Below are 19,862 nucleotides of genomic sequence, written 5' to 3'. Positions count from 1 at the left end.
AAGATTTTTAATAAAAGGAGAAATGAAATTTGAAACCATCTACAGATAGCAATAAAGAAGGTGCGGAGTCACATAAGTTAGAAAGTGAGAGTAAACCGATTTGGAAATCGATGTCCATGTTTTTAGTACCGTTACTATTAAGTAATGTATTACAATCGATTGGACAATTATTCGGTATGGTAGTAGTAGGAAGATGGCTTGGAGTTAATGATTTGGCGGCCATATCAGCATTCTTTCCGCTATTTTTCTTACTCGTTTCATTTGTAATTGGTATTGGTTCAGGTAGTTCTATTTTAATAGGCCAGGCGTTTGGTGCTAAAAACGAAGATCGTTTAAAGGCGATTGTTGGTACGACGTTGACATTTACTTTTATTATTGGAGTTGTGTTGGCGATAGTAGGTAGTATTTTTGCGATGGATATTATGCGCCTTATGGGAACGCCAGAAAATATTATTGAAATAAGTGTACATTATGCACGGATATTATTTATATCGATGCCAGTATTATTTTTATATTTCGCATACACAACATTTATGAGAGGTACAGGAGATTCTAAAACGCCATTTTACTTTTTAATTGTGAGTACAGCACTAAATATGATCTTATTACCAGTTCTTATTTTTGGATGGTTAGGAGCTCCGAAATTAGATGTGTATGGAGCAGCCTATGCTTCTGTTATATCTACAGTTATTACTTTTATTGTCATGTTAGTGTATTTAAAGAAGAAAAATCACCCACTACAATTAGATAGTACGGTAAGGAAATACCTTCGAATGGATGGGGAGTTATTAAAGCTATTGCTACGACTCGGTATTCCAGCAAGTATTAATATGATATTAGTTTCATTATCTGAAATTGCGGTAATCGCGTTTGTAAATCGTTATGGTTCGGATGCAACAGCAGCATATGGCGTCGTGAATCAAGTTGCAAGTTATGTACAAATGCCAGCAGTTAGCCTTGGTATTACAGTTTCCATTTTTGCGGCACAATCAATTGGGGCGAATCAATTTGATCGATTGCAGAAAGTTGTGAAGGCCGGAATTATTATGAACTACGTCATCGGTGGTGTACTAATATCTCTTATTTACTTATTCTCAAGGGACATTCTATCACTATTTTTAACGAGTCAAACTACAATTGAAATTGCTCATAGCCTAGTTATGATTACATTATGGAGTTATTTAATCTTCGGTCATGCGCAAATTATTAGTGCGACAATGCGAGCAAGTGGTACAGTATTATGGCCAACTGTTATCGGTGTTGTATCAATATGGCTTGTTGAAGTACCTGTAGCGTATTACCTTTCTTACCATACAAGTCTTGGCATAGAAGGAATATGGATTGGGTACCCAGCAGCGTTTATTGTCAGCTTAATACTACAATATGCATATTATAAGCTTTCATGGCAGAAGAAACGAATTACACGATTAGTGAGTTAAATATTGAAAATGTCCCTAGTTATTTTACTTAGGGACATTTTTTGTAAAGGTATGTTTATAAATAGCTTTTTAAAGTAATATCAAAATGTTGTCTAATGAGTGTGTTATCACTCATATAAAACTCCCACGCTTTTTCTGGTTCACCGACAATTTCAAAAGATTCTTCTGTAATATATAAAGCGCAATTATCCTCTAGTGCAATTCCTTCTATATTACCTTGATGATTTTGTAAAAAGGAATGGAAGGCGTTCATTCTATTTAATTGATTATAATGTGGACAAAACCTTTTGTTCACAATCCCCCAGCCGTTGCTCTCTATATAACCAGAACCTTCATAATCTGATCGGATGCTAGAGGTGAACCAACACATAGCACCAGCGCTGTACCCGGCAATGAGAGTTCCTTGCTGCAAAGCAAATAATAATTTTTCATCTAGTTTAAGTTCTTTCCATTGTGTAAGCATGTGAATATAGTTCCCGCCACCGAGATAAATCAAATCAGCTGATTGAATCATTTCGTCTATTTCATATTTAGAAGGTGAATCGGTTATAGTACGTAAAATTTGTACTTCACAGTGTAATTGTTTTTCGAACGTGTCTAAAAATAATGTTATATAACTTTCATCATCATGACTAGCTGTTGGAATGAATAATACTTTTGGATACTGTTTATTTGTTAATTCTATAAGTCGCTCATTAATAGGCAAGTGATTTGAATCTTGTAAATCACCGCCACCAATGACAGCTAATTTCATAGTAAAGCACCACCTAATCATTTTTGTTATATAAAAATTCGATAGAAGTGAGTTACATTCCTTCTGTGATGTAATGATTAAGTAGAAAATATAGTTTAAATATATCGGAATAGTAAAGGGGGGGGATAGCTATATAGAAAAATGAATTAGAAACAGTTTATCCCGCTATTTGCTGGGGAGTAAGACCCTCAACTCAAAATTCAGTGAAAGCAAAGAAGTTAGACGTGGGATCAACAACCCCCAATGATTAAAGTTTCATTTTATCGATATATAACACTTCATACTATTGTTTCAAAATATGGAAACAATATGTTTAAATGGATATAAAGAAGCATGAATTCATATTGAATGAGTGCTTATTCTTTAAAAAGGAATCGGAAATAATAGAGATTTTATAAATGTGTTTTTACTTTTCATAGGAACTTGTATTACAATATGGTAAAATTATTTCAATATATTTATTTAATATAAAAATACAAAGAGGGAGCGTGAAAAAAGTGGATTTTCGATTTGAATTTACAACAAAGATGAAAGAATACTTAGATGATGAGAAGGATGAAAAAATAATAAAAGATGGACATAGAGATATCATTTTTCAGTATTTATACCCATTAGAGAGTGAAATTGGCATTTATAAAAATCCTAACTTTACTTTTTTGGCATCAGGAAGACGCTCGCATATCGTATTAGAAAATATTGAATTTAAAACAGAGGTAAATGTAAAAAGTAACATTATTGAAATTACAAAAATAGTGGATAATGTCGTTATTCCGTTAGATACTATCGTAGCGAAAGATCGGGAATTATTCGCACTTGGGCGTAATGAGAAGTTTAGTGTACAAATATTAGAGCAGTATCTCTTTGATACATTTGGAGAAAAATTAGGTTTAAAATGAATGGAATGGCCTATGTATTTATAGGTAGTGAATTTTAGTGTATCTCATTCGCATTTGACCTTTCATTTAATTTATACTACAATTCGTAGTGTGAAAGGAGCTATACTATGTTTACTCAAAACTATAAGTTAAATGAGCAAGGGTTAAATCATTTCTTTGGACCGCTTGAAGCGAAAATTATGGAGATTGTTTGGTCTAACGAAGGTATTACGATTAAAGAAGTGCAGCAGAAATTAAGTGAAGAATCACCTGTGAATTTTAACACTGTTATGACAGTTATGAACAGGTTAGTAGAGAAATTACACTTAGAAAAGCAGACTGTGAAAAGAAGTGGCATATATCGTGCTGTACAAACAAAAGAAGAGTTCTTATCCAATCAAACGAAGAAAATGACACAGGAATTGATGGGGGAATTTGGAGATTTAGTTGTAAATCATATGCTAGATGAGTTAGAGCAGGTTGATCCGACTTTAATAAAAAAGTTAGAAGATAAATTGAGTCAGTTAAAAAAAGAGGATTCATGAAATGAAATGGCAAATGCGTAAAATCGTATTGTTAGCAGTAATTGTTAGTACCCTCTTTTTCAGTATGTTAGTGTATTATGTTACATATCCATTTCTGTTTCAAAATAAGATGCTCTTTCTTTCAAATTTTTGCTTATTCCAGTTAGAAAAACATATGAAAGAATTATCGCTCATTCGTATTATAATCGCTGGATTATTATTACTTACTGTATTAATCGTGTGCAAAAGAATTTGGCGACAATTTTTCTATAGTAAAAAATTACAAAAAGTACTTATCCCTTTCATCCGAAAAGGAAAACAAATATATATATTGCCGACTACGGAAGTTGCGGCATTTACAATTGGGCTATTTCGTCCGAAAGTTGTCATGTCAGAAGGGATGCTTCAAACATTTTCAGATGAAGAAATGGATGCAATTATTTTCCATGAAGAATATCATCAAAATAATCGTGATCCTTTAAAATTATTTTGTTTTACACTATTAGCAGAAGGAATGATGTACATACCGATATTAAAAGGGCTGTTACAGCGGTATCACACTTATCAGGAGCTAGCTGCTGATAAATATGCAATACAAAAAATGGAATCTTCATTTGAGTTAGGTAGCGCGTTATTAAAATTAATTAAAATAAAGACAATGGAAAATCGATGTGTTACAGCTTCATTTGCAAAAACAGCAATAAATTTACGAATCGAGCAAGTGTTAAATGAAAAGGTTGTTAAGCTTACTATTCCGTTACATACGAATTCAGTATATGTAACAGCAGGTTTATTCTGTATGTCGGTTGTACTTATTGTCGGAGAGTGCATATAGCCTCTTTTTTTTAAGAATCAGCACTACTTGTTGTAGTGTTTAGGGGGAATAAAATGAATGCAGCAGATTTAACAATTTGGCTTGTGGCTGGGGCGGGAGTATTGTCATTTATATCACCGTGCTCTTTACCGCTATATCCATCTTATTTATCTTATATTACAGGTGTGTCTATTCAAGATTTAAAAGAAAATCGTGGGATTATGCAAAAATCAGCGATTATACATACCGTATTTTTTATGATCGGTTTTTCGGTTATATTTTATGCGTTAGGCTTATCGGTAAGTTGGATTGGAATAACATTTTCATCTAATCAAAAATTGATTCAACAAATTGGTGGGATTTTTATTGTTTTAATGGGGCTGTTTATGACAGGATTGTTTCAGCCGAAGTGGCTTATGGCGGAGAAAAAAGTGCAGTATAGAAGTAAATCGACTGGATATATTCGCTCGATTATAGTCGGTATGACATATGCAGCTGGTTGGACGCCATGTGTTGGACCGATATTTTCAGCTGTACTCATGCTTGGTGCAACGAATCCTGAAGGGGCACTTCTTTATATTACAGCGTATACGCTTGGGTTTGCGGTTCCATTTTTCGTGATGGCATTCTTTATTGGGAAGATAAAATGGATCGTTACATATGCCAATGTCATGATGAAAATTGGCGGTGGAATGATGATTATAACAGGTATTTTATTGTACACAAATCAAATGACTAAGATTACAGCATTCTTTATTCGTCTGTTTGGTGGATTTACAGGCTTTTAATAATGAGGAGGAAGAAATGTGAAAAAATTAATTGCGATTATACTAGCCGGAGCACTAATTTGGGCCGGAGTTAATTTTTATAATTCAAAGAAAGAAGAAAAAGAAAGAAAAGCAAAACAAGCGGAGTTACAAGAAACAGAAGTATTACCACAAGTAGGGTTTAAAGCACCGGACATAACATTAAAAGGATTAGACGGGAAGCTGCATTCGTTAAATGATGCAAAAGGAAAACCATATCTTATTAATTTTTGGGCATCGTGGTGTGGTCCATGTGAAATGGAGGCACCTGACTTAGTTCGTATGTATGATAAATATAAAAAGGATGTTGAAATCTTTGCGGTAAATGCAACAATCGGAGATCCAGTGCAAGAAGCGAGCGCTTTTGCAGATCGTCACGGATTTAAGTTTCCTGTTTTACTAGATATGGACGGAGTAGCCGGATTAGATTATAAAGTATTTTCTTTACCAACGACATTTTTTGTTAATAAAGATGGAATTATCGTAGAGCAAGTACGAGGCGTACTACCTCCGGATCAATTAGAAGAGAAGTTTAAGAAATTAATTGAGAGTTAAGAGAGGATTTTGTATTGATGGAGTGGATCGTGAGGTTACAACCCGTATCTCTTATAATGGGAAGTCTATTTGGATTTATGTTGATGAAACGAAAGATGAAGAGTGAAAGTGTACCATATGAAAAAATGATGGATGCAGTAACAAATGCTTTTCTTATCATCATATTTGTATGGAAATTTGCACCGGCAATTTTAAATCCAGTATGGGCTATTAGGTCGCCACTGCAAGCATTATTAGCTATAGGAAGTATGAAACACATTGTAGTAGGATGCATAATTGCAAGTGTATACATTGTTTGGAGAAGTAAAAAGGAGAGATTTTCGCTTCGTATTTTACTTGATACATTGCCTTATGGCCTATGTATGAGTATTATTTTTTATTTCTTATTCCACCAAGAAGTAGGTGTACCAACGACATTACCTTGGGGTGTGAAAATATATGAATCTAAATTTTTATATCATCCTATATTCGTATACGAGATCATTCTGGCTCTTTGTATAGTGGGTTTGTTATGGATGAAAAATGAAAGGCTCGGAAATGGAAAGAATATAAGTGTTTTTCTAATTATTGAGGGGTTTGCTCATATTATTATTTCACTTGTTAGTGAACAGAATTCGGTTCTATTTGGTTTATCGATGCAGCAAATACTAAGTTTTTGTGTTATGAGTTTAGGGATTTTAATCGTGCCGAAAAAATAAAAATAGCCATGTACGGAATGCATCCGTATGTGGCTATTTTTATTATCTATATTAAAAAATCGGCGGAGTAACAGAAAATAAAACAATGGCATTTTTCTCGAATTGATTTACCCATTTATGTTTTAAATAAGCAGGTATTTTTACGCTATCACCCGTTTCTAATATGTATTCTTCTGCATTTAAATGTAATGTGATTTGCCCTTCTAATACAAATGCTAATTCTTCACCTTTATGTTCTAATACATTTTCTGATGAAGCTGTATTTGGCGGGACAGTCATAATCGCTGTTGCTAAATTTCCTGTGAAATCGGGTGATAGCATTTCATATGATAAATTATCGATAATCATTTTTTTTCGTTTATGGGAACGTACAATTAAATCGTCTGTATTTGTATCTTCAAGTAAAAAGCTAAATGTTGGAACATCAAGAGCTTTAGCGAGTACTTTTAATGTTTGGATAGAAGGGTTAGCAGATCCGCGTTCAATTTGACTTAACATAGATGGCGTAATACCGGCCATCTTTGCTAGTTCTTTACTCGTTAAACCTTTTTCTTTTCTTTGTTTTTCAATTTTTTTACCAATATCTATATTTTCCATAATGAAAATCTCCTTACTAATTATTAAATTATATTTAAATAAATTAAATTAAAATTAACTAAAGTGAATGATTTATGTTAAACTATATTAAAATTAATTTAATTATAATTTATTAAATCGTAAGCTACAAGGTGATGAGGAGGAAGAGAAATGAAGGGAATAGAGAAATTAAAAGAGGAATATCCACTCTTAAATAAATTAATCGCAACAGAAGAAGTGTTTTGGGTGAATCCGAACATGGAAAAGTATGAAACGGCGATAAAAGATTCGCCACTGAATGAAGAGAATGTAAAAGATGCGGAGAAGAGGTTAAATCGTTTTGCACCATATATTGCGAAAGTTTTTCCTGAAACGAAAGAGACGAACGGTATAATTGAATCACCTTTAGTGAAAATTCCTTCAATGAAACAAGCTGTAGAGAAACATTACGAGCAACCTATTTTAGGGGAATTATTATTAAAATGTGATAGTCATCTTCCGATATCAGGGTCAATTAAAGCTAGGGGCGGGATTTATGAAGTGTTGAAACATGCTGAACAATTAGCTTTGCAGCATGGTATGTTAACAGAAGAAGATAATTATGCCATTTTAGATAGTGATACATGTAGAGAGTTTTTTGCTACTTATTCTATCGCTGTAGGTTCGACAGGAAACTTAGGATTAAGCATTGGGATCATGAGTGCGAAGTTAGGTTTTAACGTAACAGTTCATATGTCAGCAGATGCGAAACAATGGAAAAAAGATTTATTAAGAAGCAAAGGTGTAAATGTTATTGAATATGAAGCTGATTATAGTAAAGCTGTAGAAGAAGGAAGAAGGCAAGCAGATGCAGATCCTAGCTGTTATTTTGTAGATGATGAAAACTCACATGATTTATTTTTAGGATACGCAGTAGCAGCATCTCGTTTACAAAAACAATTAGAAGAGTTAGAGATTGTAGTGGATGAAGAACATCCTTTATTCGTTTATCTACCATGCGGAGTAGGGGGCGGACCTGGCGGAGTCGCATTTGGTTTAAAGTTATTATATAAAGACAACGTCCATTGTTTCTTTGCAGAGCCAACACATTCACCATGTATGTTACTCGGTTTAATGACAGGACTTCATGATAAAATTGCCGTTCAAGATATCGGGATTGATAATGTAACAGACGCGGATGGACTAGCGGTAGGAAGACCGTCTGGATTTGTTGGTAAAACGATGGAACCATTTTTGAGTGGAAATTACACAGTAAGTGATGAAGAGTTGTATAGATTGTTGAAAGAACTAGCTGATACGGAAAAGATTTATTTAGAGCCTTCTGCGTTAGCGGGTATGATAGGGCCAGTGAAAGTATGTAAAGAAGATGCGTATTTACAAAAGCAACAGTTAATAGAGAAGGTGCAGAAAGGCACTCATATTGTGTGGGGAACGGGTGGTAGTATGGTTCCGGAGGATGTGATGAATGGGTATTATAAGAAAGGTTTAGAATGAATAATATAAGGAAAATGAGGCTAGCTGTAGCCTCATTTTTTCATGTACATAAAAATCTTTGTTATTTTCACAATAGTTCTTTATAGTATATATAAAGGATAACTAATATAGAATATTCTCATTAATATTTCTACAGTTTTAAACTATATACATATAAAGGTAATAGGATTATATTGGCAATGAAAGAGAAAATAATAGATAGATGGAAGGGGATGTTATTATGTTTAAAAAATTAGCACTTGGTATTTCATCGTTAGCAATAACTGCTTTTGTTGGATTAGGAATGGCAACAGAAGCTTCTGCTGGACCTGCAGCACCACTTACTTCACTAAATGTCGTACAAGTAGAGTCTGAGCAGGGCGGAGTAGAAACGATTAATCCAAACAGTTTTAGCACAACACGTGACCATGGGGGAAAATACTTATATATTACTACGAAGGAAATGGGATATGGTCAAAATCCATTTGCGAAAATGAATGGTTTTAATGTGAAAAGTATTGGATCCACTATAATTGGCGGAAAACCAATCGTTGGTTGGTATTATAAGTGGGATGCCTCAGGACATCAGCAGGGAACATTTGAATATCAAAAAACATCTATTAACGCTCCATTTAATACAATGCGAACATCAATCTATATCAAATAAATATTTTAAAAAGTTATAGGGATATATCATACAAAATTTCGTTCATAAAATTGAATTCATTTATAGCAAATATAAGAGTCTTCCTTAATAGGAGGGCTCTTACTTTAGTGGGGAAAATGTCTAAATAGATTAATGTAATTGAAAGAAGCAGAATACATACTAGTATTTAATTTTCGTCCCCTTTAATTGATTGATGTGGACTGTACCTCCCTTTCTTATATAATTGTTTTATAGTACAATTTCTTTTAGATGGTACGTTTTATTTCAAAAATAAGATCGTTTATTATGATTGTTAAAGGATGAGTCGGTATGACAAAAGAAAAACAACCATATGGTACAGTTTTAATAAAAGCTGCAAAAATCTTAGATTTTTTATCTGAAAGCAAAAAACCACAGCCTTTAAATGTGATAGCTCAGGAAACAGGAATGACAAGTTCAACAACATTAAAGATATTAGAAACGTTAGTTATAATAGGTTATGCAAAAAAATATCCTGAAACTAAAAGATTTGGTTTAGGAACCTCTTTAATTTACTATGCAAATCAGTATCTTGCGAATTTAGATATTACTAAAATTACATTTCCATATTTGCAAAAATTACAAAGTAATTTAGATGAAACGGTTCATTTAGGAATATTAGAAGAAGATAAAATTTTTTATATTAATAAATTAGAGCCAGAGAGACCGATAATTCGTATGAGTTCACGAATTGGAATGAGTATTCCTTTGTATTGTTCGGCAATGGGGAAGGCTGTGCTTGCAGAGTTCTCTCAACAAGATTTAGAAAGTTATTTAACAAGGGTAGAATTAAATCCAGTTAATGAAAATACTATAATTGATCCTCATGTTTTAAAGGAAACTTTAAAAGAGATAAAGCAAATTGGTTTTGCAATTGATGATGCTGAATATGAAGAAGAAGTATATTGTATAGGAGTTTCGTTAACTTTAAATGGACAAACATATGGTGCATTTAGTGTGAGTATGCCTAAGTATCGTGTTACAGAGGACCTGAAGAAAAAAATGATTCAGTTGATACTAGAAACTAAACAAAATATTCTCAATGAACTTAAACAATTGCATGTGTTCATATAGAAATTCATTTTAAGGAGCTTTAATGGTGATTTTTCACTGTTAGAGCTCTTTTTTATTTATAGGAGCAAAAAGAATGGGAACTGGCTTGTAAATTTAGTAAGAACTACAGCTGAATAACGGATTACTATATTAGAAAAATATTTAATAATGTTCAAAAAATTTTCATTAAATATAAAAAAAAATCTTGTAATCTTTTTAAATAATTCATATAATTTATTTGTAAATTTCTTTTCAGGAAAACTAATTTCCAAATAAGAAATTTGGAGCTTGAGCTCTAAAAAATGGAGGCACTTTATGAAAAGGGTTACTGTATTAAATAAACTGAAAAAGAGTGGTGTGATTGCTGTTTTGAGAGCGCATACAAAAGATGAGGCTCTTAAAGTTACTGAGGCAGTCATTAATGGAGGGATTACTGGTATTGAAGTAACCTTTTCGGTACCACAAGCTGAAGAGGTCGTTCGTAAAATAAGGGAACTACATAGTGATTGTGAAGAGTTGGTGATTGGTGCAGGGACTGTTCTTGATGCGATAACGGCACGTATGGCTATTTTGGCTGGAGCTGAGTATATTGTCAGTCCAGCATTTGATAAAGAAACAGCAGAGATTTGTAATCTTTATCAAGTTCCATATTTACCTGGATGTATGACAATTACGGAAATAAGTACAGCATTAAAAGCGGGAGTCGACATTGTGAAATTATTTCCAGGAAGTTCGTATAATCCAAGCTTTATAAATGCAGTGAAGGGTCCCCTGCCACAAGTTAATATTATGCCTACTGGTGGGATAAATATTGAGAATATGCATCAATGGTTTGAACGTGGATGTGTAGCTATAGGTGTGGGAGGAGATTTACTAGCTCCTGCTCAAAATGGGGATTATGCTAAAGTCTCAGAACTTGCAAGAGAGTATGTGGATAAGTTAGCAGAGATCAGAAAGGGTGCCTAATTATGGGGCGAATTTTAACGCTAGGTGAGATTATGCTTCGTTTATCCACTAATGAAGGAACTAGAATAACTGAAGCTAATTCTTTTAAAGCGCATTATGGTGGTAGCGAAGCTAATGTAGCAATTAATTTAGCGAATTTTAACCACCAAGTTTCTTTTGCTAGTAAGGTACCTTCAAATTTATTAGGTAAAGCTGTTCAACAGCATTTACAAAATTATGGGGTGGATACCAGTAGTTTATTGAAAGGTGGTTTACGTTTAGGAACGTACTATCTGGAAAGGGGTACAGGTAAAAGGGCTTCATTGGTTTTGTATGACCGAACATATTCTAGTTTTGCACAGATGAAAAATGTGGAGTGGAATATAGATGATTTATTCAAAAATGTATCATTATTTCATGTTTCGGGAATTAGCCTTGCTTTATCAGATTCAATGACTGATCTCATTCTAGGATTAATCAAAGAGGCCAAAAGGCGTCAAATTAAGGTGAGTTTTGATATCAATTATCGATCTAATTTATGGAACTATGAACGCGCATCGAAAACACTGAATAAAATTTTACCTTATGTAGATTACTGTTCTGCAGGGAAAAAGGATGCTCTCTATTTAATAGGGATTCCTGAAAATAAGACGCAACAATCAGATTTAGAATATTATTATAAACAAATGCATAACAAGTATCCTAATATTGAAGTCTTTTACTCAACATTAAGGGATGTTCATTCTGCTAGTTCGAATGATCTTCAGGGAACATTATGGAAAAATCATTGTTTGTATACCTCGAAGGTGTATCACATTAATCCTATTGTGGATCGTGTTGGTGGAGGAGATGCTTTTGTTGCTGGAATTTTACACGGATTATTGGAAGAAAAGGATCCGGATTACACAGTTTCATTTGCTACCGCAGCATCTAGTTTAAAGCATACGATTCATGGTGATTGTAATCAGTTTTCTATCTTGGAAGTAGAAGAGTTTATGAGAAACGAGTCAGGAAATATTGTTAGATAAAATACTAAAAAATGATAGGAGAATGTATATTATGGAAACACGTTATACACATAGTCCAATGGATATTCGTCATTATTCTACAGATCAACTAAGACAGGAATTTTTAGTAGAGCGAAACTTTGCACCGGGAGAAGTTATTCTTACATATACACATAATGATCGAATGATTTTTGGGGGAGTAACACCAACTGAAGAACCTTTGAGTATCGAGTTGTCTACTGAATTGGGAGTTTCTTATTTTTTAGAACGTCGTGAATTAGGTGTTATAAATATTGGTGGACCAGGATCTATCATCATTGATGGTACAGAAGAAAGTATGAAAAAACAAGATGGGTACTATATTGGAAAAGAAACAAGGGAAGTAGTCTTTAAGTCAGATGATCAGTCAAATCCTGCAAAATTCTATTGTGTTTCAGTACCTGCACATCATAAATATCGAAATGTACGTATAAGCATTGATGAAATAAAACCTATGGAAACAGGGGACTCTGCAACATTAAATAAGCGTAAAATCTATCAATATATTCATCCGAATGTTTGTGAAAGTTGTCAACTACAGATGGGGTATACCATTTTAGAACCAGGAAGCAGTTGGAATACAATGCCTTGCCATACCCATGAGCGACGCATGGAAACTTACTTGTATTTTGATATGAAACCGGATACACGAGTATTCCATTTTATGGGTAAACCTGATGAAACTAAACATTTAGTAATGAAAAATGAACAGGCGACAATTTCTCCAAGTTGGTCAATTCACTCTGGTGTTGGTACAAGTGATTATACATTTATTTGGGCAATGTGTGGAGAAAACATTACGTATAGTGATATGGACATGGTCGAGATGAATCAGTTGAAATAGTAGGATTGATACAATTAAAGGAGGACTAGAACATGAACTTAAATGAATTTTCAATGGATTTCTTTAGTTTAAAAGGGAAGGTAGCTATTGTTACTGGAGGAAATACAGGATTAGGTCAAGGATATGCAGTAGCATTAGCGAAAGCTGGGGCAGATCTATATATTGCAGCATCTGGTGACAATTGGGATGAAACTCGTCAATTGATTGAGGAATGTGGACAACGAGTTGAATTCATTCAGGTAGATTTAACCCAAGATGATGCAGCAGAAAAAGTGGTGCAAGGTTGTTTAGACAATTTCGGGAAAATTGATATTTTAATTAATAATGCAGGTACAATTCGTCGTGCACCATTGCTTGAATACAAGAAGGAAGATTGGAATGCCGTGATGAGCATTAACTTGAATACTGTTTATTTACTCAGTCAAGCAGTAGCTCGTGTCATGGCAGAGCAAAAGAGTGGGAAAATCATTAATATTGCTTCTATGTTGTCTTTCCAGGGAGGAAAATTTGTACCGCCTTATACTGCCAGCAAACATGGGGTGGCAGGATTAACGAAAGCATTTGCTAACGAATTAAGTAAATATAATATTCAAGTAAATGCAATTGCTCCTGGCTATATAGCAACAGCTAATACTGCCCCAATTCGTGCGGATGAACAACGGAATAAAGAAATTTTAGATCGTATCCCAGCTGAAAGATGGGGAGTACCATTCGATTTAATGGGTACGGCTGTATTTTTATCAAGTAAAGCGTCAGATTATGTAACAGGCCATATTCTAGCTGTTGATGGTGGATGGTTAGTGCGTTAAGTAGTTTTAAGCTCTATAGCAAATATTTTTTGGGCGATTCAAGAACATTTTGGTTGTTAGAAACATCTGAACATAAGTTGTGAACCTTTTTGAAAGGGCATACATTATGTTGGGTAGAGCCGGTAAATTGAATATATTGATGAGTATAAGGGCTAGAATTACTTTATCACGAGTGTTGAATTTGAAAAAATACTAGTTGATTAGAAGGGAAGTTATTTATGGATATACTGATTCTTTCACATGCTGGTGTTGCAAGTGGGTTGAAGAAAGCTGCACAAATGATTTTAGGGGAACAAAAAAACTTACACGCTCTAGAATTAACTGAAGAGAATGGAATTACTTATTTTAGTAATCAACTACAAGAATTCTTAGGGAAATGGAGTGGAAATGAGTCAAATAAGTTGCTTATTTTTGCCGATCTTAAAGGAGGAACTCCCTTTAATCAAGCTGTATTTTGGACATCAAAATTAAAGTTGAATCAGCGTATTAGTATTATCAGTGGTGTAAATTTACCAATTGTAATAGAAGCAATATATTGTAATCAAGAAAAATCATTAGAAGAGTTGTCAAAAGATTTAATAGAAGGTGCGAAAAATGGAATTGATATACCAGAAATGGAGATTGATAGTGTAAATGTTTTAGATGAATAGAGAGGAGAATAGCCAATGGTAAGCGTTGAATGGTGGCAAATTGTTTTAATAACGCTATATTCTGGATTCGCTATTTATGATGGAAACAATACAACGTTTGGTTTTGTAAAGCCAACAATGGCAGGATTTTTCGCAGGGCTAATTTTAGGGGACATTCAAACGGGTTTAATTGTAGGGGGAACTTTAAACTTATTGGTTTTAGGTGTTGGTAACTTTGGAGGAGCCTCTATACCAGATTATATGACAGGCGCTTTATTGGGAACAGCTTTTACAGTTATGAGTGGGCAAGATGCTAAATTTGGAGCGACACTGGCAATTCCAATTGGGCTACTAATGGTGCAATTAGATGTTCTGGCTCGTTTTACGAATACTTTTTTCCAGCATAAAGCTGAAAAATTAGTAGCGAAAGGCAAATTTAAAAAGGCATCCTATATGAATCTATGGGGAATTGTCCCAACTTCCTTATCAAGAATGATACCTGTGTTTCTAGCTTTAGTGTTTGGTGCCAAATTTGTCCAAGCAATTGTAGATAATATTCCAAAGTGGCTTATGGGTGGTTTGCAAGTAGCTGGGGGATTGCTTCCTGCATTAGGTATTGCAATTCTATTGAAATACTTACCTATAAAACAAAATATCGCCTTTTTGATTATTGGTTTCTTCTTAGCGGCTTATTTAAAAGTACCTGTATTAGGTGTAGCTTTAATCGGGTTAGCAATGGCAATAATTTATTTCCAAACCTTTATGAAAGATAGCGATTATGCGACTGATGATGGAGGAATGGGAGATGAGTAAAAATATAGTAGATAAAGATTTAAACAAGGTATTTTGGCGTTGGTATTTCTTCGGTCAAACAGGATGGAACTATGAAAAAATGCAAGGCTTAGGCTATTACTATAGCATTTATCCATTGCTAGAAAGCATATATAGTGAGGAAGAAGAAAGAAAAAGAGCAGCAATAAATCAATTGCAGTTTTTTAACACGAATAATTCTACAGCTCCCGTTATTCTAGGCCTAGATGTAGCCCTAGAAAAAGAGAAGGGGATTGAATCTATTGATACAGTAGCGTCACTTAAAACTGGATTAATGGGACCGCTAGCAGGAATTGGTGATACCTTATTCTTTGTAATCCCAACCACTATTGTTGGCTCCATTGCGTCTTATTTAGCACTAGAGGGAAATCCAATTGCTCTGATTTTATGGATCTTATTTGGATGTGTCAGATTGGGATTTATGAGATTCTTTGTATGGACAGGTTATAAAGAAGGAGCAAAACTTGTTGGTGAGTTAGGAAATCGTTTGAAAAAAATAACTCAATCAGCAAATATACTGGGAATCACCGTTGTAGGAGCATTGATTCCTTCAGTAGTTAAGGCCACTTTTGGTTATGAGTTTACCAAAGGTGAAGTTACTTTAAAGTTACAGGATCTTGCTAATCAAATTATGCCTGGTTTAGCACCAGCCCTTGTAGTCTTTTTAACATATTGGTTATTAGGTAGAAAGAAAATGAATTCTACTCGTGTTATCTTTTTATTGATTTTTATAGGAATTATTGCTTATAATTTAAAAATTTTCGTTTAAGGGGAGTGTTTAGTAATGGAAGGAATCGTACATATTAGAGTTGATGATAGACTTATTCATGGGCAAGTTGCAACAAGATGGGCAACAGGTTTAAGAGTAAATCGTATTATGATTATCGATGATAAAGTTGCAGTTAATGATGATGAGAAATCAATTTTAAGAATGGCGGCACCAGCTGGTGTTAATACGTCCATTTTAACCTTTGAAAAAGGCCTTAATAATGTGAAAAATGGGAATTATAAAGGGCAAAGAGTGTTATTAATTGTGAAGACTCCTGAAATTTTAGTGCAATTAATGAATGGTGGATTAGCGTTAAAAGAGGTAAATGTTGGTAATATGTCTAGTCGTCCAGGAACAACTCAGATTAAAAAATCAATTAGTATGACTGAGAATGAAAAAGTAGCTGTGCAACAGTTATTAAGCCAAGGTGTAAAAGTTACTGCACAGATGGTTCCAGAAGAATCTGATGCAAGTATTGAAGGATTTTTAAATTGAATAATAAGTAAGGGTAAATAAAAACTAAAAACATCACTCGTTTTATGAAAAATGAGTGATGTTTTCACATAGTGAGGTTAAAAGGATAAGAGAGTTTAGATGTAAAGATGGAATTGTTGGGGAGGAGACTAACATGTCTATACTATCGAAAAATATAGAGCTATTTAAAGCAAAAGGAAAGGCATTAGATCGAAATAGTATAAAAGCAGAATTAGATTGGATATGTGAAAAGCTAGAAAAGAACATAGAGCGCTTTGAGGCAAGCTATCCATCTGCCTGTGCAACAAATGGAAAATATAGAATAAAAGGAAATGATGATTGGACGAATGGATTTTGGACAGGGATGTTATGGATTGCCTATGAATATTCGAAAAAAGATATTTTTAAATCAATAGCACTAAAAAACATTGAAAGTTTTAAAGATAGACTAGATAAGAATTATGTTGTAGATCATCATGACCTAGGATTTTTATATAGTTTATCAGTTGTTGCTGGTTATAAGGTGACATTAGATGAATCTTTTACCCCAATTATTATTCAAGCTGCCGATAAGCTAATAAGTCGTTTTCATGACAAAGGGAATTTTATTCAGGCTTGGGGAAATCTTAATGATCCTGATGAGTACCGTTTGATTATTGACTCATTATTAAACCTACCTTTATTGTTTATGGCAACGAAATTGACAGGTGATCAATGTTATAAACATATAGCAGAACAACATTTTCAACAAGTAACGAAAACGATTATAAGGGAAGATGCATCCACATATCATACATTTTATTTTGATCCTGTTACAGGAGAAGCTTCATATGGCGCTACTCACCAAGGTTATACTAATTCGTCTTGTTGGGCGCGTGGGCAAGCATGGGCCATTTTAGGTTTACCTATGGGGTTTAATTATATGCTTAATCATGTTGACCAAAAACAATATGAAGACATTACAAATTATTTTATTAGTAAATTATCGAATGGTTTGGTTCCATATTGGGATCTTACATTTACAGATGAAGATAATCAGCCGTTGGATAGTTCTGCAATGGCAATTGCCGCATGTGGTTTACTCGAAGCTCAAGCAAGTAATATGTATGAGGAATCTGCATCCATTGCTCGTGGAATGATTCAAGTACTTAGGGAACAGTGCACGATAAAAAATGATGAGGGTAATGAAGGGATTTTACTACATGGTGTTTATGCATACACAGAAGGAAAAGGAATTGATGAACCTAATTTATGGGGCGATTATTTTTACTTAGAAGCATTGTATCGTATGTTTAATCCAACGTGGGCAACATATTGGTAGGTATAAATGAAAATACAGTTATTAAGGTATCATGATTTGAAATACTGGAGGATAAACTATGAAATCATTTGAAATTGGGAAAGATTTTATGCTAGATGGTGAGCCTATAAAGATTATATCAGGTGCTCTTCACTATTTCAGAATTGTTCCAGAATACTGGGATCATAGTCTTTATAACTTGAAGGCACTAGGATGTAATACAGTAGAGACGTATGTTCCGTGGAATATGCATGAACCAAAAGAAGGGGTATTTAATTTTGAAGGTATAGCAGATCTTGTGAAATATGTACAATTGGCTCAAAAATATGGATTAATGGTTATTTTACGTCCTACTCCTTATATTTGTGCAGAATGGGAGTTTGGTGGATTACCTGCTTGGTTACTAAAGTATAAAGATATAAGGGTTCGAAGTAATACGAACTTGTTCCTAAATAAAGTGGAAAACTTTTATAAAGTTCTCTTACCAATGGTAACCCCATTACAAGTAGAGAATGGTGGACCAATTATTATGATGCAAGTAGAAAATGAATATGGTTCATTTGGAAATGACAAAGAGTATGTAGGAAGTATAAAAAAATTAATGAGAGATTTAGGCGTTACGGTTCCACTTTTTACTTCAGATGGTGCATGGCAAGAGGCTTTAGAATCAGGGAGCCTGATTGATGACGATGTTTTAGTGACAGGTAATTTTGGCTCACGCTCTAATGAAAATTTAAATGCGCTTGAAAGTTTCATTAAAAAAAATAAAAAAGAATGGCCATTAATGTGTATGGAATTTTGGGATGGTTGGTTTAATCGATGGGGTATGGAAATTATTCGACGTGATGGCAGTGAATTAGCAGAGGAAGTCAAGGAACTATTGAAGAGAGCTAGTATTAATTTCTACATGTTTCAAGGTGGCACTAATTTTGGATTTATGAATGGTTGTTCATCGAGGGAAAATGTGGATTTACCACAAATTACTTCATATGATTATGATGCATTACTGACAGAATGGGGAGAGCCAACGCCAAAATATTATGCTGTTCAGAGAGCTATTAAAGAAGTTTGTTCAGATGTAGACCAATTTGAACCGCACATTTTACCACGTGCGAATTATGGGGAAATTAAATTGAGTCATAAAGTATCACTGTTTTCAACGTTAGAGAAAATAGCTAAGAAGAGACACAATTCTTATACATTAACAATGGAAGATATGGATCAGCAGTATGGTTATATTTTATATCGAACATTTTTAAAAGGACCAAAAAATATAGAAAAATGTAAGGTAGTAGATGCTAGGGATCGTGTTCATTTGTTCCTTAATGAACAATTAATAGACACCCAATATAGGGATGAGATTGGTAGAGAGGTATCGTTAGATTTAACTAAGGAAGAAAATACGTTGGATATTTTAGTAGAAAATATGGGACGTGTTAATTATGGGGCAAGATTGTTGTCTCCAACGCAAAGAAAAGGTATCTCCTCAGGTGTAATGATTGATATACATTTACAATCAAACTGGGAGCATTATGCACTTGAATTTGATAATCTGGATGAGATTGATTTCAACGGTAAATGGGAACCTAATACACCTAGCTTTTATGAATACACATTTAATGTACAAGAATTAAAAGATACATTTTTAGACTGTAGTAAGTTGGGGAAAGGATTTGTTTTTTTAAATGGGTTTAATTTAGGAAAGTATTGGGATGTAGGTCCAACGGGTTATTTATATATTCCAGCTCCTTTATTAATAAAGGGAGAAAATAAGTTGATTGTCTTTGAAACGGAAGGGAATTATGAGGAAGAACTTTCTTTAAGGGAAAATCCAATTTATTTAGACATAAAATAAACATTTCTAATATTTTATTAGATATTTCTCAGCGTTATAAGGGCAGCTTTGATGAAAGAATTAGCTAAAGCGTATAGTTTAAAAAAATTAATGTAGATTATTACGTTT

Annotated in this window: 22 protein-coding genes; 20 read left to right on the top strand and 2 right to left on the bottom strand. The window is 33.8% G+C overall.

Going from position 1 to position 19,862, the window contains the following annotated elements; all coding sequences use genetic code 11:
* Positions 1 to 29 precede the first annotated feature (29 nt).
* Positions 30 to 1,439 carry an MATE family efflux transporter gene (locus DN390_RS02910; protein ID WP_147806552.1) on the top strand — a complete coding sequence of 470 codons (1,410 nt, stop codon included), beginning with the start codon at positions 30 to 32 and terminating at the stop codon, positions 1,437 to 1,439.
* A gap of 55 nt (positions 1,440 to 1,494) precedes the next feature.
* Here DN390_RS02910 and DN390_RS02905 read toward each other — a convergent pair whose 3' ends face one another.
* On the bottom strand, positions 1,495 to 2,193 hold the full coding sequence (locus DN390_RS02905; protein ID WP_147806551.1) for a peptidase E: 699 nt from the start codon (positions 2,191 to 2,193) through the stop codon (positions 1,495 to 1,497).
* A gap of 497 nt (positions 2,194 to 2,690) precedes the next feature.
* On the opposite strand from DN390_RS02905, the gene DN390_RS02900 reads away from it, so the two are divergent.
* The 6 genes from DN390_RS02900 (at position 2,691) to DN390_RS02875 (ending at position 6,465) form a co-directional block, all read left to right on the top strand.
* A complete protein-coding gene (locus DN390_RS02900; protein ID WP_147806550.1) occupies positions 2,691 to 3,089 on the top strand; it encodes a DUF3942 family protein in 399 nt (132 codons plus the stop codon).
* A gap of 107 nt (positions 3,090 to 3,196) precedes the next feature.
* Positions 3,197 to 3,613, top strand: a complete 417-nt coding sequence (locus DN390_RS02895) for a BlaI/MecI/CopY family transcriptional regulator (RefSeq protein ID WP_147806549.1) — start codon at positions 3,197 to 3,199, stop codon at positions 3,611 to 3,613.
* 1 nt (position 3,614) lies between these two features.
* Entirely contained in the window at positions 3,615 to 4,427 is an 813-nt protein-coding gene (locus DN390_RS02890; protein ID WP_147806548.1) for a M56 family metallopeptidase, read from the top strand.
* Positions 4,428 to 4,480: 53 nt separating this feature from the next.
* Entirely contained in the window at positions 4,481 to 5,194 is a 714-nt protein-coding gene (ccdA, locus tag DN390_RS02885) for a cytochrome c-type biogenesis protein CcdA (protein ID WP_147806547.1), read from the top strand.
* An 18-nt stretch (positions 5,195 to 5,212) separates the two neighbouring features.
* Complete coding sequence (locus tag DN390_RS02880; RefSeq protein WP_147806546.1) at positions 5,213 to 5,767, top strand: TlpA family protein disulfide reductase; 555 nt, start codon at positions 5,213 to 5,215, stop codon at positions 5,765 to 5,767.
* 17 nt (positions 5,768 to 5,784) lie between these two features.
* On the top strand, positions 5,785 to 6,465 hold the full coding sequence (locus DN390_RS02875; protein WP_147806545.1) for a prolipoprotein diacylglyceryl transferase family protein: 681 nt from the start codon (positions 5,785 to 5,787) through the stop codon (positions 6,463 to 6,465).
* A gap of 51 nt (positions 6,466 to 6,516) precedes the next feature.
* On the opposite strand, the gene DN390_RS02870 is transcribed toward DN390_RS02875, so the two are convergent.
* Entirely contained in the window at positions 6,517 to 7,062 is a 546-nt protein-coding gene (locus tag DN390_RS02870) for a helix-turn-helix domain-containing protein (RefSeq protein WP_147806544.1), read from the bottom strand.
* Positions 7,063 to 7,212: 150 nt separating this feature from the next.
* Between DN390_RS02870 and dsdA the strand changes: the two genes are divergently transcribed.
* From dsdA to DN390_RS02805, 13 genes are all read left to right on the top strand, one after another.
* On the top strand, positions 7,213 to 8,535 hold the full coding sequence (gene dsdA / locus DN390_RS02865) for a D-serine ammonia-lyase (protein ID WP_147806543.1): 1,323 nt from the start codon (positions 7,213 to 7,215) through the stop codon (positions 8,533 to 8,535).
* Positions 8,536 to 8,755: 220 nt separating this feature from the next.
* Positions 8,756 to 9,181 carry a DUF4879 domain-containing protein gene (locus DN390_RS02860; RefSeq protein ID WP_147806542.1) on the top strand — a complete coding sequence of 142 codons (426 nt, stop codon included), beginning with the start codon at positions 8,756 to 8,758 and terminating at the stop codon, positions 9,179 to 9,181.
* A 309-nt stretch (positions 9,182 to 9,490) separates the two neighbouring features.
* A complete protein-coding gene (locus tag DN390_RS02855) occupies positions 9,491 to 10,273 on the top strand; it encodes an IclR family transcriptional regulator (RefSeq protein WP_000159567.1) in 783 nt (260 codons plus the stop codon).
* A 294-nt stretch (positions 10,274 to 10,567) separates the two neighbouring features.
* Positions 10,568 to 11,218, top strand: coding sequence for a bifunctional 4-hydroxy-2-oxoglutarate aldolase/2-dehydro-3-deoxy-phosphogluconate aldolase (locus DN390_RS02850; RefSeq protein WP_098288502.1), 651 nt, complete (start codon positions 10,568 to 10,570; stop codon positions 11,216 to 11,218).
* 2 nt (positions 11,219 to 11,220) lie between these two features.
* On the top strand, positions 11,221 to 12,225 hold the full coding sequence (locus DN390_RS02845; protein ID WP_147806541.1) for a sugar kinase: 1,005 nt from the start codon (positions 11,221 to 11,223) through the stop codon (positions 12,223 to 12,225).
* Between the two features lie 31 nt (positions 12,226 to 12,256).
* Complete coding sequence (kduI, locus tag DN390_RS02840) at positions 12,257 to 13,087, top strand: 5-dehydro-4-deoxy-D-glucuronate isomerase (protein WP_147806540.1); 831 nt, start codon at positions 12,257 to 12,259, stop codon at positions 13,085 to 13,087.
* 32 nt (positions 13,088 to 13,119) lie between these two features.
* Positions 13,120 to 13,896, top strand: coding sequence for a 2-dehydro-3-deoxy-D-gluconate 5-dehydrogenase KduD (kduD, locus tag DN390_RS02835; protein WP_001052291.1), 777 nt, complete (start codon positions 13,120 to 13,122; stop codon positions 13,894 to 13,896).
* Between the two features lie 218 nt (positions 13,897 to 14,114).
* On the top strand, positions 14,115 to 14,546 hold the full coding sequence (locus tag DN390_RS02830; RefSeq protein WP_147806539.1) for a PTS sugar transporter subunit IIA: 432 nt from the start codon (positions 14,115 to 14,117) through the stop codon (positions 14,544 to 14,546).
* A gap of 15 nt (positions 14,547 to 14,561) precedes the next feature.
* Positions 14,562 to 15,338 carry a PTS mannose/fructose/sorbose/N-acetylgalactosamine transporter subunit IIC gene (locus tag DN390_RS02825; protein WP_098288506.1) on the top strand — a complete coding sequence of 259 codons (777 nt, stop codon included), beginning with the start codon at positions 14,562 to 14,564 and terminating at the stop codon, positions 15,336 to 15,338.
* The gene (locus tag DN390_RS02820; protein WP_000041901.1) at positions 15,331 to 16,125 is read left to right on the top strand and encodes a PTS system mannose/fructose/sorbose family transporter subunit IID; all 795 of its coding nucleotides are present in this window, start codon (positions 15,331 to 15,333) and stop codon (positions 16,123 to 16,125) included. Before DN390_RS02825 ends, DN390_RS02820 begins: the two co-directional genes overlap by 8 nt.
* Positions 16,126 to 16,140: 15 nt before the next feature.
* The gene (locus DN390_RS02815; RefSeq protein WP_147806538.1) at positions 16,141 to 16,620 is read left to right on the top strand and encodes a PTS sugar transporter subunit IIB; all 480 of its coding nucleotides are present in this window, start codon (positions 16,141 to 16,143) and stop codon (positions 16,618 to 16,620) included.
* Positions 16,621 to 16,753: 133 nt separating this feature from the next.
* Entirely contained in the window at positions 16,754 to 17,920 is a 1,167-nt protein-coding gene (locus DN390_RS02810; protein WP_147806537.1) for a glycoside hydrolase family 88 protein, read from the top strand.
* 58 nt (positions 17,921 to 17,978) lie between these two features.
* On the top strand, positions 17,979 to 19,754 hold the full coding sequence (locus DN390_RS02805; protein WP_147806536.1) for a glycoside hydrolase family 35 protein: 1,776 nt from the start codon (positions 17,979 to 17,981) through the stop codon (positions 19,752 to 19,754).
* Positions 19,755 to 19,862 lie beyond the last annotated feature (108 nt).

It is taken from the genome of Bacillus sp. SH7-1, assembly GCF_008042405.1.
GTDB lineage: Bacteria > Bacillota > Bacilli > Bacillales > Bacillaceae_G > Bacillus_A > Bacillus_A thuringiensis_N.
The sequence above is the reverse complement of the archived record's forward strand: the minus strand, read 5'-3'. Positions and strand labels throughout refer to the sequence as shown.

Excerpts from the sequence above, each read along its gene's own strand:
- DN390_RS02905 (WP_147806551.1), bottom strand. The coding sequence starts at position 2,193 with ATGAAATTAGCTGTCATTGGTGGCGGTGATTTACAAGATTCAAATCAC.
- DN390_RS02895 (WP_147806549.1), top strand. The coding sequence starts at position 3,197 with ATGTTTACTCAAAACTATAAGTTAAATGAGCAAGGGTTAAATCATTTC.
- DN390_RS02890 (WP_147806548.1), top strand. The coding sequence starts at position 3,615 with ATGAAATGGCAAATGCGTAAAATCGTATTGTTAGCAGTAATTGTTAGT.
- ccdA (WP_147806547.1), top strand. The coding sequence starts at position 4,481 with ATGAATGCAGCAGATTTAACAATTTGGCTTGTGGCTGGGGCGGGAGTA.
- DN390_RS02875 (WP_147806545.1), top strand. The coding sequence starts at position 5,785 with ATGGAGTGGATCGTGAGGTTACAACCCGTATCTCTTATAATGGGAAGT.
- DN390_RS02870 (WP_147806544.1), bottom strand. The coding sequence starts at position 7,062 with ATGGAAAATATAGATATTGGTAAAAAAATTGAAAAACAAAGAAAAGAA.
- dsdA (WP_147806543.1), top strand. The coding sequence starts at position 7,213 with ATGAAGGGAATAGAGAAATTAAAAGAGGAATATCCACTCTTAAATAAA.
- DN390_RS02860 (WP_147806542.1), top strand. The coding sequence starts at position 8,756 with ATGTTTAAAAAATTAGCACTTGGTATTTCATCGTTAGCAATAACTGCT.
- DN390_RS02855 (WP_000159567.1), top strand. The coding sequence starts at position 9,491 with ATGACAAAAGAAAAACAACCATATGGTACAGTTTTAATAAAAGCTGCA.
- DN390_RS02850 (WP_098288502.1), top strand. The coding sequence starts at position 10,568 with ATGAAAAGGGTTACTGTATTAAATAAACTGAAAAAGAGTGGTGTGATT.
- DN390_RS02845 (WP_147806541.1), top strand. The coding sequence starts at position 11,221 with ATGGGGCGAATTTTAACGCTAGGTGAGATTATGCTTCGTTTATCCACT.
- kduI (WP_147806540.1), top strand. The coding sequence starts at position 12,257 with ATGGAAACACGTTATACACATAGTCCAATGGATATTCGTCATTATTCT.
- kduD (WP_001052291.1), top strand. The coding sequence starts at position 13,120 with ATGAACTTAAATGAATTTTCAATGGATTTCTTTAGTTTAAAAGGGAAG.
- DN390_RS02830 (WP_147806539.1), top strand. The coding sequence starts at position 14,115 with ATGGATATACTGATTCTTTCACATGCTGGTGTTGCAAGTGGGTTGAAG.
- DN390_RS02825 (WP_098288506.1), top strand. The coding sequence starts at position 14,562 with ATGGTAAGCGTTGAATGGTGGCAAATTGTTTTAATAACGCTATATTCT.
- DN390_RS02820 (WP_000041901.1), top strand. The coding sequence starts at position 15,331 with ATGAGTAAAAATATAGTAGATAAAGATTTAAACAAGGTATTTTGGCGT.
- DN390_RS02815 (WP_147806538.1), top strand. The coding sequence starts at position 16,141 with ATGGAAGGAATCGTACATATTAGAGTTGATGATAGACTTATTCATGGG.
- DN390_RS02810 (WP_147806537.1), top strand. The coding sequence starts at position 16,754 with ATGTCTATACTATCGAAAAATATAGAGCTATTTAAAGCAAAAGGAAAG.
- DN390_RS02805 (WP_147806536.1), top strand. The coding sequence starts at position 17,979 with ATGAAATCATTTGAAATTGGGAAAGATTTTATGCTAGATGGTGAGCCT.